The sequence below is a fragment of the Micromonospora sp. NBC_00821 genome (genome assembly GCF_036347035.1).
GTDB lineage: Bacteria > Actinomycetota > Actinomycetes > Mycobacteriales > Micromonosporaceae > Micromonospora > Micromonospora hortensis.
Genome location: NZ_CP108880.1, coordinates 7,078,497 through 7,090,902 on the forward strand (window position 1 = coordinate 7,078,497; position 12,406 = coordinate 7,090,902).

Here is a 12,406-nt window from a genome sequence, read left to right on the forward strand (position 1 = left end):
GCGCTGTCAGGAGGCCGAGTGTCCACCGTCGTCATCAAGCGTCCACCGCGCCGACCAGCGCCGGAGATTCCCGCCGGTGAGCTGTCGGTCGACGCGCCGCCGGAGATTCCCGTGGTGACCGGCGGGCGATGGCAGCAGCTGCTCATGCTGCTGCCCATGCTCGGCGGCACTGTCGCGATGGCGATGATGTTCGGCAGGGGCGGTGGGGCCTACTCGTACGTGGTGGGCGGCATGTTCGGGCTCTCCTCGTTGGCGATGCTGGTGACGTCCTGGGGCAGCGCCTCCGGCACCCCGAAGAAGTCCGAGATGATGGCCGCCCGCAGGGAGTACCTGCGTCACCTGGCCACGCTGCGGCGGCGGGTCCGGCGGACCGCGGGCCAGCAACGGGCCGGGCTCTTCTACAGGCATCCGGATCCGGGCCGGCTCTGGTCGACGGTGGACAGCCACCGGGTCTGGGAGCGGCGCCCCGCCGACCCCGATTTCGCTGTGGTGCGGGTCGCCGTCGGGCCGCAGACACTGGCCACCCCACTGGTCCCACCGGTCACCCGGCCGCTGGAGGAGCTCGAGCCGATGACCGCCGGCGCGCTACGCCGCTTCCTGGACGCGTACTCGGTGGTGCCGGACCTACCGGTGGCGCTGTCGCTGCGCAGCTTCGCCCGGGTGCACGTACGATCCGCCGGCCGCGCCCGGGCGACCACCCCGACCACCGGCGGGCCACCCACCGGCGACCCGGCGGCGCAGGCGCTGGTCCGGGCCGTGCTGACCCAGCTGGCGGTCTTCCACGCCCCCGACGAGCTGCTCGTCGCGGTCTGCGCCGGGCCGGAGCGCCGCGCCTGCTGGGAGTGGGTGAAGTGGCTCCCGCACGCCCACCATCCCGGCCTCACCGACGCGCTCGGCCCGGTACGCCTGGTCACCAGCTCGGCCGCCGAGTTGGAGTCGTTGCTGGCCGACGTGCTGGCCACCCGGTCCCGGTTCAGCCCGGCCGGCCCGGCCACCGACGGCCCGCACGTGGTGGTGGTCCTCGACGGCGGCGACCTGACCGGTGCCAGTGACCTGACCGGCGACGGCGGCATCGACGCGGTAACAGTGCTGGACCTGGACACCCCGCCGCCCCGACTGCTGGACCGGTACGCGCTGCTGCTGGAGTTGCACGGCCGGCGGCTGCACTCGCGGTCGTCCGACGGGCACGCCGAGGTGGGCACCGCCGACCAGTTGGACCTGGCCGACGCCGAGGCGGTCGCCCGACGGCTGGCACCGCTGCGGCTGGCCGGCGCGGCCCGCGGGCCGGACGCTCCGCTCCAGGCCGACCTGGGCCTACCCGAGTTGCTCGGCCTCGGTGACCCGGAGAGCTTCACTGCGGAACAGGGCTGGTTGCCGCGTTCGGCACGAGACCGGTTGCGGGTGCCGATCGGGGTGGGCACGGACGGCGGCGCCATCGAGCTGGACCTCAAGGAGTCCGCCCAGGACGGCATGGGCCCGCACGGCCTGCTCATCGGGGCGACCGGCTCCGGCAAGTCCGAGCTGCTCCGCACGCTGGTGCTGGGGCTCGCCGCCACGCACAGCTCCGAGCAGCTCAACTTCGTGCTCGTCGACTTCAAGGGTGGCGCCACCTTCACCTCGTTCGACCGGCTGCCGCACACCGCGGCCGTGATCACCAACCTGGCCGACGCGTTGCCCCTGGTCGATCGCATGGTGGATGCGATCAACGGGGAGTTGGTCCGCCGCCAGGAGTTGCTGCGGCGGGCCGGCAACTTCGCCAGCGTGCGCGACTACGAGCGGGCCAGGGCGGCCGGCAGCCCTCTCGCCCCGCTGCCGTCGTTGCTGCTGATCTGCGACGAATTCTCGGAGCTGCTCTCCGCCAAGCCCGACTTCATCGACCTGTTCGTGCAGATCGGCCGGCTGGGCCGGTCGCTCGGCGTGCACCTGCTGCTCGCCAGCCAGCGCCTGGAGGAGGGCCGGCTCCGCGGGTTGGACACCCACCTCTCGTACCGGATCGGGTTGCGCACCTTCTCGGCACTGGAGTCCCGGACGGTGCTCGGCGTGGCGGACGCGCACGAGCTGCCCCGCTCACCGGGCCACGGCTACCTGCGTGCCGGCACCGACCCGCTGGCCCGCTTCAAGGCCGCGTACGTCTCCGGTGCCGTCCGCCGTCGGGCCGCTCCGGGTGGCGTCGCCGCCGAGGGGGGCGCGCGGCTGCTCACCTTCACCACCCACGTCGTACCGGTGCCCGAGCCGGCGGTCCCGGTCGTGCCCGTCGTGGCGGAGGAGGAGGGCACCAGGACGCTGCTCGACCTGCTGGTGGACCGGCTCGTCGGGCAGGGCCCGCCGGCGCACCAGGTATGGCTCCCGCCGCTCGGCCAGCCACCGGCCCTGGACGAGCTGCTCGGTCCGGTCGAGGTGCACGCGAAACGCGGGCTGACAGTGGGCAACCCGGAGCTGCACGGGGCACTCGGCGTGCCGATGGCGGTGGTGGACAAACCGTTGGAGCAGCGCCGGGACCTGCTCTGGCTGGCGCTGGACGGCGCCGCCGGGCACGTCGCGGTGGTCGGTGCGCCGCAGAGCGGCAAGTCCACAGCCCTGCGCACGCTGATCTGCGCGCTGGCGCTCACCCACACACCGGCCGAGGTGCAGGTCTACTGCCTCGACTTCGGTGGCGGCGGGTTGGCCGCGCTGCGCGACCTTCCGCACGTCGGCGGCGTGACCGGCCGCGCCGACCCGACCGCCGTACGACGCACCGTCGGCGAGATGACCACCCTGCTGGTCGACCGGGAACGCCGCTTCGCCGAGCTGGGCGTGGAGTCGATGGCCGCGTACCGGCAGCGTCGAGCGGCAGCGGGGACGGCCGGCCAGCCGGGCGCCGACCCGTACGGCGACGTGTTCCTGGTGATCGACGGGTGGACCACCATCCGCGGCGAGTACGACGACCTGGAGCCGCTCGTCACCGACCTGGCCACCCGGGGTCTGTCGTACGGGCTGCACGTGGTCGCCACCGGGCTGCGCTGGCTGGATTTCCGCCCGGCGATCCGGGACCTGTTCGGCTCCCGGCTGGAGTTGCGCCTCGGTGACCCGGCCGACTCGTTGGTGGCCCGGCGTGCGGCCGCCAACGTGCCGGAGCGCTCCGGCCGAGGGGTGACCGCCGAGGGCCTGCACTTCCTCACCGCGCTGCCCCAGCTCGGTACCGCCGGCGGAGACACCGCCGATCTGGTCAAGAGGGCCGCCGACGGGTGGGCGGGTTCCCCGGCGCCCCGGGTGCGGCTGCTCCCGCCGGTGCTGCCGTACGCCGATCTGGATCTCGCCTCGACGACCGGGCTGCGGCTGCCGATCGGGATCGCGGAGGCGGACCTGCGCCCGGTGTCGCTCGACTTCGCCACCGAGCCGCACTTCGTGGTCTTCGGGGACTCGGAGTGCGGCAAGTCGTCGTTCCTGCGCGCGCTGGCCACGTCGATCATCACCCGGTTCACTCCCGAGCAGGCCCGGGTGATCCTCGTCGACTACCGGCGCAGCCTGCTCGGTGCCATCGAGACGCCACACCTGATCGGGTACGGCACCGCGGCGGCACACACCGCCGACCTGGTCGAGTCGGCCGCCGGTTACCTGGAGCGGCGGGCTCCCGGGCCGGAGGTCACCCCGCAGCAGCTGCGGGACCGGTCCTGGTGGTCCGGTCCGGAGCTGTTCGTGCTGGTGGACGACTACGACCTGGTGGCGGCGGGGCCGGCGAACCCGTTGCGCGCACTGGAGGAGCACCTGCCGCACGCCCGGGACATCGGGCTGCACCTGGTGCTGGCCCGACGGTCCGGTGGAGCGAGCCGGGCCCAGTACGAGCCAATCGTGCAGCGCCTGCGGGAGCTGTCCACGGCCGGCCTGGTGATGGCGGGCAGCCCCGAGGAGGGCGCACTCGTCGGGCCGGTGCGCCCCGGACCACTGCCGCCGGGGCGTGGTCGGTTGGTCACCCGGCGGGAGGGCGTACGCCTCGTTCAGCTGGCACAGCTGCCGCCACAATGACCTGTCTCGCCGGTTCTTCCCGTGACGGGTGGGGAAACCGGTAATCTCCGATCGTCATGGTTCCGTCGGGATGAATGGCTGGGTATGTGACTGGGGTGCGGTACAGCGGTCCGTCGACGGCCCGACGAGCGACCGGCCGGGCGCTGCTCGGCGTGGCCGCGGCGCTTGCCGTCGTGGCCCCGACCGCGGCAGCCGTGCCGGTCGCCGCGCCCACAAACGGTGGACAGCTCGCCGGCGCGCCGATGGCGTTCGCCCCCGGTGACGCCATCGCCCGCACCGATCAGGTCCGCGACGAGCAGTGGCAGCTCGACGAGTTGCAGGCCGAGACGGCGTGGCGCAGTTCGACCGGCCGGGGCGTGACAGTGGCGGTGGTCGACTCCGGAGTGGACGGCAACCACCCCGACCTGGTTGGCCAGGTGCTGCCCGGCAAGGATCTGGTCGGCCCCGGTGGTGCGCCGGGCCCGGATCCGGTGGGTCACGGCACCACCGTCGCCGGCCTGATCGCCGGGCGCAACGACGACAAGCGGGGCGTGGTCGGCCTCGCACCGGACGCCAGGATCCTGCCGGTCCGCGTGCTGGACGAGGAGAACCGTTACGACGACGCGCTGATCGTCGCCCAGGGGGTCCGCTGGGCGGTGGACAACGGGGCCCGCGTGATCAACCTGTCGCTGGGCGGCAGCGGCGACAGCCCGGCCCTGGCCGCCGCCCTGGACTACGCGTTCGTCCGGGACGTGGTCGTGATCGCCTGCACCGGCAACCTGGCCACCTCGACCAGCACCAAGGTCTGGTACCCGGCTCGGGAGCCGGGTGTGGTCGCGGTGTCCGGTCTCGAACGCAGCAGCGACAACATGTGGTCCGGCTCGATCACCGGCCGGGCGACGGTGATCACCGCTCCCGCCAGCGGGCTGGTCGGCGCCAAGCCTCCCGGCGGGTACTGGCGGGTGCAGGGCACCAGCTTCGCCGCGCCACTGGTGGCGGCGACCGCCGCGCTGGTCCGGTCCCGCTATCCGCAGATGCCCGCGGGTGAGGTGGTCAACCGGTTGTTGGCCACCGCCCGGGACCTGGGCCCGACCGGGCGGGACGACCGCTTCGGGTACGGGGTGGTCGACCCGGTAGCCGCGTTGACCGCTCAGGTGCCGCCGGTTACCGCCAACCCGTTGGACGACCAGACGTCGCCGGGCGTGACCGGTTTCGGTCCGGCGCCCGGCTCGGTCGACGACGATCCGGTGGCCGGGGCCGGTGCCGATCCACTCGGTCTCGCCGCGTCCGGTCAGCAGAGCCGCTGGACGGCTCGGGCGGCGGGCGGTCAGGACACCTCCGCCCCACGGCAACTGTGGACCACTGTCGTGTTCCTCGTCGCTCTGGTCGGCGGTGCGGCACTGGTGGTGCGCCGGCTGCGTCAGCGGACTCGTTGATCGAGGCCGACCGGCAGGCCTGACCGGCTGCCCGGCCGGGTAGAAACGGACCCATGAGTACGCACCGGCCGCCCACCCTCGCCCCTACCGCCCGGCCGTCCTGGCGCCACCGCCGATTCGACAGGGACCACGCGCTGGGTCTGCGGCTCACTCTCGCCGCCACTGCGGCGTTCCTGGTGCTGGTGCCGTTCGCGCTGCTCACACTGCTGGTGCTCGGCGTCTGGGCACCGCTGCACCGGCTGGACACGGCGGTCACCGACGCGTTGCACGGCTACGCCCAGGATCATCCGGCCTGGGTCTTGCTGATGCGGGTCTGGACCGAGGTGTTCGCACCGATGCCACTGCGCGCCGTCGCCCTGCTCCTGGTGATCTGGCTGCTGCGCCGGGGAGCCCGCCGGCTGGCCCTCTGGGCGGCCACCACCATGGTCGTCGGCGGCTTGGTCGGTCCGCTGCTCAAGTTGCTGGTCGGCCGGGACCGGCCGGAGTTGTTGGACCCGGTGGCCCGGGCCGCCGGCTACTCGTTCCCCTCCGGGCACGCGCTGAACGCCACCCTGGCCGCCGGGGTGCTGCTGCTGGTGCTCCTGCCGTACGTCGGGCGGGGGGCGGCGCGGGCCGCGCTGTGGGTGGCGGCGGTCCTGCTCACAGTGGTGACCGGGCTGAGCAGGGTGACGCTGGGCGTGCACTTCACCAGCGACGTGGTGGGTGGATGGTTGCTGGGTGTGGCAGTGGTCGCGGCTACCACCGCCGCGTTCACCAGTTGGCGGGCACACACCGGTCTGCGGCCGGTCCGGCCGACCCGCGACGGCGTCGCTCCCGAGGTCGAGCGGCACCCGGGAGCGGCCTGAGGAGTGACGAAGAGGTCGGCCGGGTACTGGCCGACCCATGTCCGAGACCGTGGTCCAGATCGTCCGGCGGGTGCTGCTGCCGGTGTCCCTCCTGCTCGGGCTCATGGTGCTGCTCGGGGTGCTGGTCACCCGGGTGTTCGCCAGCACCTGGCCGTTCACCGTGGAGGACGCGGTGAACCGCGAGCTGGCCGCTGACCGCACCGGCGACTGGAACAACGTCTCGCTGGTGTTCAGCACGCTGGCCAGCACCCAGATGATCGTCGTGGTCACCGTGCTGGTGGCGTTGGCGCTGCGGCTCTGGCTGAAGCGCTGGCGTGAGCCGCTGTTCCTGTGCGCGGCGGTGACCGCCCAGGCGCTGGTGTTCCTGCTGACCACACTGGCGATCGACCGACAGCGGCCAGCGGTGGAGCACATGGACGTCTCACCACCCACGTCGAGCTTTCCGTCCGGGCACACCTCGGCTTCGGTGGCGCTCTACGTCGGCATCGCCGTGCTGCTGGCGCTGCGGGCCCGGAGCACCGGCGCGAAGGTCGCCTGGTGGACGCTGCTGCTGACGGTGCCGCTGGGCGTGGCGCTGACCCGGATGTACCGGGGAATGCACCACCCGAGCGACGTGGTGGCGTCCTTCCTCAACGGCGGCACGTGCGTCGCCATCATGGCCCGCGCGGTGCTGGACCGGGGGCTGCGGTGGGGGCGGGCGAAGCTACCGACCGTCGGGCGTCGCGCCCTGCCGGCTCAGGGCTGAGCCGGCCCCGCAGCGCCGCTCAGGTGCACTCACCGGTGGCGACCTGCCGGTTGCGTTCGGCACCGGCCAACGCCACCGGGCGGGCCTCGGCCGCCGTCACGGCGAAGCCGGTGTTCGGGTCGTCGGACGCCGCCGCGAAGATCACGCCGAGCACCAGACCGTTGGCGGAGAGCAGCGGACCGCCCGAGTTCCCGCTGCGCACCAGCGCCCGGATCGTGTAGATCTCCCGGGTCACCTCGGTGGACGAGTAGATGTCCGGTCCCTTGATCCGGTCGACGTCGCGGACCCGCGCCGACTGCGCGTTGTACGGGCCGTCGAGCGGGAAGCCCAGCACGATGGCGTCGGAGCCGCTGCCCGCGTTGCCGGCGGCGAACCGCAGGGACGGCCCGGGCAGCCCGGGCACGAGCAGCACCGCGAGATCCCGGTTCGGGTCGTAGACCACCACCTTGCCGTCGTACCGCTCACCGCCCAGCTCCACGGCGACCGAGCGGGTGCCGGCCACCACGTGCGCGTTGGTCATCACCCGGTCGTCCGCGTACACGAAGCCGGAACCCTCGATCCGGCGTGAGCAGCTGGGCGCGGAGCCGAGCACCTTCACGACCGACTGCTGACCGCTGACCACGATCTGCGAGCCGGCCAACGCCGGGTCCGGCGGGTCGACCTGCCGGGCCCGGGTGGGCGCGAGGTCACCGAAGACGTCCGGGAACCCGTCGGTGTCGACGGTGTCCTCCAGTGCCGTGGACAGCTGGTGGGCCTGCTCCGGCAGAACCTGGTTGACCACCGTGATCAACGCGCTGTTGCGGACCGAGGCGGCGAGCCAGGGCACCGAGGACGAGCCAAGCGGCACGGCGACCAGCCAGGCGAGCAGGAGCACCGCGAACAGCGAGACGAGCGCCCCACCGACGTCGTCGGCCCGTTTGCCCACGTCGCTGGTGATGGTCTTACGCAGGTGCGAGCCGAGCCAACCGGCGAGTGCCTGCCCGACCACCGCCAGCCCGAAGATGGCCACCAGCGAGATCAGCACACGGGTGCCGGCGTCCACGAACTGTCTGGCGAACAGCGGCCCGAGCTGGAGACCCAGCAGCAGGCCCAGGAAGAAGCCGGACAACGACGTGACGCCGATGACGAAACCCTGGCGGTATCCGCTGATCGCGAACACGAGCATGAGCAGCAGCAGGACGAGATCCACGACGGACACGGGTCAAGCGTACGGGCAGTGTGCCCACTGGATGACCATCGCTTGCGGATGGTGACCGTGCGGTCAGCGCAGGGCGTTCTCGTCTGCCTCGTCGGTGCCGGCGGACGGTGCCGGTGTCGCCCCGGTCGGCGGAAGCTCCACCACCCGGCCGCGCGGCCATGGACGGGCCCAGCCGCCCATCTCGAGCAGTGTGGCGAGCACCCCGGCGGTGAAGCCCCAGACGAGCATCCCGCGCGCCGAGAACGCCGGCCCGATCCAGCCGCTCGGGTGCCGGACGCGCAGTCGGTTGGCCGGATCGACCAACTCGCTGACCGGCAGGCGGGCGACGTGCGCCACCTCGGCCGGCTCCCGTGGGTGCACCGGGTGCGGGTCGTGCCACCAGGCGAGCACCGGCGTGACCACGAAGTCGCTGACCGGGATCCACAGTTTCGGCAGCTCGGCCAGCACTGTCACGCTGGCCGGGTCGAGGCCCACCTCCTCGTTCGCCTCGCGGAGGGCGGTGGCGCGGACGTCGGCGTCCTCCGGGTCGGCCGCACCCCCGGGAAAGGCGGGCTGGCCGGCGTGGTTGCGCAGGGTGGCGGCGCGTTGCAGGACCAGCACGTCGGGACCCGCGCCGGGCTGCTCGCCGAGCAGCACCAGAACGGCGCTCTCCCGACCGCCCTCGGCCGGCGTGGTCAGCCGGGTGAAGTCCTCGGCGCGGGCGGTGCCCAGCCGGGTCAGCAACGGCTGGGTCCAGTCGGGGGGCCGACGGGTCACGCCGGCACCGCCAGGCCCAGGTGCTGACGGACCAGCGTGGCGAGCTTGGTGTCGTCGAGAGCGCCGCTGGCGTCGACGTGCCGGACCTGACCGTCGGCGTCGACGAAGAGGGTCAGCGGAATGGCGTTGCGCTTCAGCTCGCGCTGTAGCGCCTCGCCCTGGTCCACCAGGATCGGGAACCGGACGCCGAAGTCCTCACCGATGGACTGCGCGCCGCCCCGGCTGTCCCGACTGTTGACCCCCACCACCTGGAGCTGACCGGCGGCCCGCTCGCTGAGGCGCTGGAAGGCGGGCAGCTCCTTGCGGCACGGCGGGCACCAGGAAGCCCACACGTTGATCACCGCCGGCCCGGCCACCTCCCGCAGCACGACCGGGGCACCGCCGGTGAAGCAGGAGAGCGTCAGCTCCGGCAGCGCCGACCCACCGGCGGCGCGAGCCGTCGAGCCGGACGTTCCGGAGGCCGTCGGGCCCGAGCCGGGCGACGCCGGAGTCGCCGTTGCGGGGGTCGCCGTGCCGGCGCCGGGCGACGTTGCCGTGGGCGCCGTGCTCAGCGTGGCGCAGTCCCGGAACGGGGATGGTCGCTCGGCGGCGGCCGGGCGGGGGGCCGGCTCGTCGTCGGCGGTGCCGCTGGTGCAACCGGTGACCGCCAGCAGCAGCGGCAGGACGGCGAGGGCGAGGCGGTGGCGGTGGCGGTGGCGGTTCATGGCACCTCCGCCGTGATCGCCTGCGCCGGCACCAACTCCGGGTCGACTCCGGCAGCCACCGCGAGGTCGCGCGCCCGAGGGCCCTTGAGCAGCTTGGCTGCGGCCGCCGGCTCGGTCGGGCCGGTGCCGTACGAAGGGCAGAGCTTGGCGAGCGTGCAGGCGCCGCAGGCCGGCTTGCGGGCGTGGCAGACCCGTCGCCCGTGGAAGATGATCCGGTGCGACAGCATGGTCCAGTCGCGCTTGTCGTACAGCGCGCCGATCGCGTGCTCGATCTTGACCGGGTCGGTCTCGGTGGTCAGCCGCCACCGGTGGACCAGTCGCTGGAAGTGCGTGTCGACTGTGATGCCCGGGACGTCGAAGGCGTTACCCAGGATCACGTTGGCGGTCTTGCGGCCGATGCCGGGGAGCGTCACCAGGTCGACGAGCCGGCCCGGGACCGTGCCGTCGTACCGGTCGAGGAGGGCCTGACCGAGCTTGAGCAGTGAGTCGGTCTTGTTGCGGTAGAAGCCGGTGGGCCGGATCAGCTCCTCCATCTCGCCGCGGTCGGCGCCGGCGTACGCGGCAGCGCTCGGGTAGCGGGCGAAGAGCTTCGGGGTGACCTCGTTGACCTTCTTGTCCGTGCACTGCGCGGACAGGATCGTGGCGACGGCCAACTCCAGAGCGTTGGAGTGGTCCAGCTCACAATGCGCGTCGGGATGCGTCTCGGCCAGCACCCGGCCGATCTTGCGGGCACGGCGTTTGCGCCCGAGATCGGTCTCGCTGGCACCGGGAGGGCTACTGGTCACGACGGTCAGCCTACGTCGCACCCCGGACGCTCCTCGTCGGGTCAGCCGGCGGTCGGCGCCGAGATCTTCCCCTGCCCGTCGAGGCGAGCGCCGCCCTTCAGGAAGTCGGCGCGGCTCAACTCGGTGACCAGGCCCAGGCCCCGGTCGTCCGGGTCCATGGTCGGCTTGCCGGCGGAGTTCATGTACGTGGAGGTGAACGAGCCGGCGGCCCAGCTGCCGTCCGGCTTGAGCGACACCTTCAGGACCCCGCCCCAGCCGAGCCGGCCGTCGTTGCTCAGCGAGTTGCCGCCGCCGGCGAAGTTGCCCAGGCTGTACGCGATCAGGCGCCCCTTGTAGAACTCCATCCCACGCAACACGTGCGGGCCGTGCCCGACGATCAGGTCGGCGCCAGCGTCGATCATCGCGTGCGAGAACTTCACCGGGTCGCCCCGGTTCTCGCCCAGGAACATCTCGGTGCCCGGCTTCACCCGGGTCTTGTCGACGCCCTCGCCACCCATGTGCACCTGCACCACTACCAGGTCGGCCATGGTGGCGGCCTTGGCGACCACCGCCTTGGCCTTGTCGATGTCGACGAGGCTGTTGGACCAGACGTACGACGAGAAACCGGCGACGGCGACCTTGACGCCCTTGACGTCGACCACTGTGATCTCGTTCGGTGCGCCGGTGTGCTCCAGGTCGTACTTCTTCAGGGCCTTCTGGGTGTTCTCGTAGCCCTTGGGCCCATAGTCGTAGCCATGGTTGTTGGCCTGGTTGAGCAGGTCGAAGCCGGCGTCGCGCAGGTGGGCTGCGTACTCCGGCGGGGCGCGGAACTGGAAGCAGCGGGTGGAGTTCGCCCCGCACTTGCCGGTGCCGGTGTCGACGGTCAGCGGCTCTTCCAGGTTGCCCATCACCAGGTCGGCCTTGAGCGCCTCGGTGACCGAGTTGAAGAAGCCCTTACCGCCGGCTGCGGGCAGCCGACTGGGCGCGTTTCCCATGATGATGTCGCCGGTGGCGGAGAGCGAGATCGCGCCACCCTGACCGGACGATGCGGGCCCGGTGGCCTTCGGGCCGGCCGTGGAGACCGGCGCGCCGGTGCCACCACCTCCCGCGCCGGGCTGCCACACGGGTGCCTCACCACCGGAGTCGGCACAGCCGGCCACGAGGAGGGCGGCCAGCAGCGCGGCGAGGCCGAGGGCGACGCGGCGACGCGGGCGGGACGCGAGGGGGGCGGGAGCGTACATCGCCCGCGACCCTACCGGTCGTTAAACGCGCCGACGACAGCCGATCGGTTGGACTTTGCGCCCCTGGGCTGGTCGGACCACGGCACGACCGGCCGCGAACCACCGGCGAGCACCGCCGCGTGCACCGCTCGGGCGAGCGGGGCGCCCCAGGTGGAGCGCGGCCCGCCGTACGCGGCCTCCGGCCCGTCCACCGGGCAGAGCACTGTGACCGCGTCGGTGGGCGTGCCGGTCCCCGGAACCCCCAGCTCGGTGATCGCCTGGGTCTTCGCCTCGGTCGCGGTGGCCACCGCGTTGACCAGTGCCGAGTCGGCGAGCCGGGCCGGCACGTACACCACGATGTTGACGGTGCCGACGCGTTCGGTGAGCACGGCCGGCGTCGGAGCGGCCGCGGGCACCGGCGTGCCGAGCCCGACCGTCGCCCAGGCCCGCACCCCGGCGTCGGTTCGCGCCACCACCTCTGTCACATCGACGCCGGTCAGCAGACCGACCCCGGGCCCGTCGAGGGCCATCTCGGCGGCGAGCGAGGCCAGGTGGGCCGCGGGGTCCTCCCGGTCGTACGACATCGGTACGGTCGCGTTCAACACCCACCGCCGGAGCCCGATGCCACCGCCCAGCGGAGCACTGCTGATCGCCCGCAGAGGCACGTCCGCGCGCCAGACGAGCAGCGGGACGTGTAGCCCGTCCTCGGCGCGGCTGGTCAGAGTCGGCTCGCTCAGCACGTCGGGCAGGTTACGCC

General features: G+C 72.9%; 10 protein-coding genes. 4 read left to right on the forward strand and 6 right to left on the reverse strand.

The genetic code is table 11. The features are described from left to right. Positions 1 to 18: 18 nt before the first annotated feature. The 4 genes from eccCa to OHB44_RS32510 all read left to right on the forward strand — a co-directional run bounded on the left by eccCa (position 19) and on the right by OHB44_RS32510 (position 7,007). The gene (gene eccCa, locus OHB44_RS32495; protein ID WP_238687049.1) at positions 19 to 4,002 is read left to right on the forward strand and encodes a type VII secretion protein EccCa; all 3,984 of its coding nucleotides are present in this window, start codon (positions 19 to 21) and stop codon (positions 4,000 to 4,002) included. A 74-nt stretch (positions 4,003 to 4,076) separates the two neighbouring features. Continuing rightward, the gene (gene mycP / locus OHB44_RS32500; RefSeq protein ID WP_274531698.1) at positions 4,077 to 5,417 is read left to right on the forward strand and encodes a type VII secretion-associated serine protease mycosin; all 1,341 of its coding nucleotides are present in this window, start codon (positions 4,077 to 4,079) and stop codon (positions 5,415 to 5,417) included. Between the two features lie 53 nt (positions 5,418 to 5,470). Further along, positions 5,471 to 6,262 carry a phosphatase PAP2 family protein gene (locus OHB44_RS32505; RefSeq protein ID WP_238687050.1) on the forward strand — a complete coding sequence of 264 codons (792 nt, stop codon included), beginning with the start codon at positions 5,471 to 5,473 and terminating at the stop codon, positions 6,260 to 6,262. A 37-nt stretch (positions 6,263 to 6,299) separates the two neighbouring features. Beyond that, positions 6,300 to 7,007, forward strand: coding sequence for a phosphatase PAP2 family protein (locus OHB44_RS32510; protein ID WP_238687051.1), 708 nt, complete (start codon positions 6,300 to 6,302; stop codon positions 7,005 to 7,007). Between the two features lie 19 nt (positions 7,008 to 7,026). Here OHB44_RS32510 and OHB44_RS32515 read toward each other — a convergent pair whose 3' ends face one another. From OHB44_RS32515 to OHB44_RS32540, 6 genes are all read right to left on the reverse strand, one after another. Further along, entirely contained in the window at positions 7,027 to 8,205 is a 1,179-nt protein-coding gene (locus OHB44_RS32515) for a MarP family serine protease (RefSeq protein WP_238687052.1), read from the reverse strand. Positions 8,206 to 8,268: 63 nt separating this feature from the next. Next, entirely contained in the window at positions 8,269 to 8,961 is a 693-nt protein-coding gene (locus tag OHB44_RS32520; RefSeq protein ID WP_238687053.1) for an NUDIX hydrolase, read from the reverse strand. Further along, the gene (locus OHB44_RS32525) at positions 8,958 to 9,665 is read right to left on the reverse strand and encodes a TlpA family protein disulfide reductase (protein WP_330439214.1); all 708 of its coding nucleotides are present in this window, start codon (positions 9,663 to 9,665) and stop codon (positions 8,958 to 8,960) included. Before OHB44_RS32525 ends, OHB44_RS32520 begins: the two co-directional genes overlap by 4 nt. Next, positions 9,662 to 10,450: an endonuclease III gene (nth, locus tag OHB44_RS32530; RefSeq protein ID WP_091403305.1), complete on the reverse strand. Its 789-nt coding sequence runs from the start codon at positions 10,448 to 10,450 to the stop codon at positions 9,662 to 9,664. The genes OHB44_RS32525 and nth overlap by 4 nt, the downstream gene beginning before the upstream one ends. A gap of 41 nt (positions 10,451 to 10,491) precedes the next feature. Further along, on the reverse strand, positions 10,492 to 11,670 hold the full coding sequence (locus OHB44_RS32535; RefSeq protein ID WP_330439215.1) for a CapA family protein: 1,179 nt from the start codon (positions 11,668 to 11,670) through the stop codon (positions 10,492 to 10,494). 11 nt (positions 11,671 to 11,681) lie between these two features. Next, positions 11,682 to 12,389, reverse strand: coding sequence for an adenosylcobinamide amidohydrolase (locus OHB44_RS32540; protein WP_330439216.1), 708 nt, complete (start codon positions 12,387 to 12,389; stop codon positions 11,682 to 11,684). Positions 12,390 to 12,406: the final 17 nt, after the last annotated feature.

Bases quoted from the DNA above. Each gene is read 5' to 3' on its own strand.
- OHB44_RS32510 (WP_238687051.1), top strand. From the start codon at position 6,300: ATGTCCGAGACCGTGGTCCAGATCGTCCGGCGGGTGCTGCTGCCGGTG.
- mycP (WP_274531698.1), top strand. From the start codon at position 4,077: ATGGCTGGGTATGTGACTGGGGTGCGGTACAGCGGTCCGTCGACGGCC.
- OHB44_RS32525 (WP_330439214.1), bottom strand. From the start codon at position 9,665: ATGAACCGCCACCGCCACCGCCACCGCCTCGCCCTCGCCGTCCTGCCG.
- OHB44_RS32505 (WP_238687050.1), top strand. From the start codon at position 5,471: ATGAGTACGCACCGGCCGCCCACCCTCGCCCCTACCGCCCGGCCGTCC.
- OHB44_RS32535 (WP_330439215.1), bottom strand. From the start codon at position 11,670: ATGTACGCTCCCGCCCCCCTCGCGTCCCGCCCGCGTCGCCGCGTCGCC.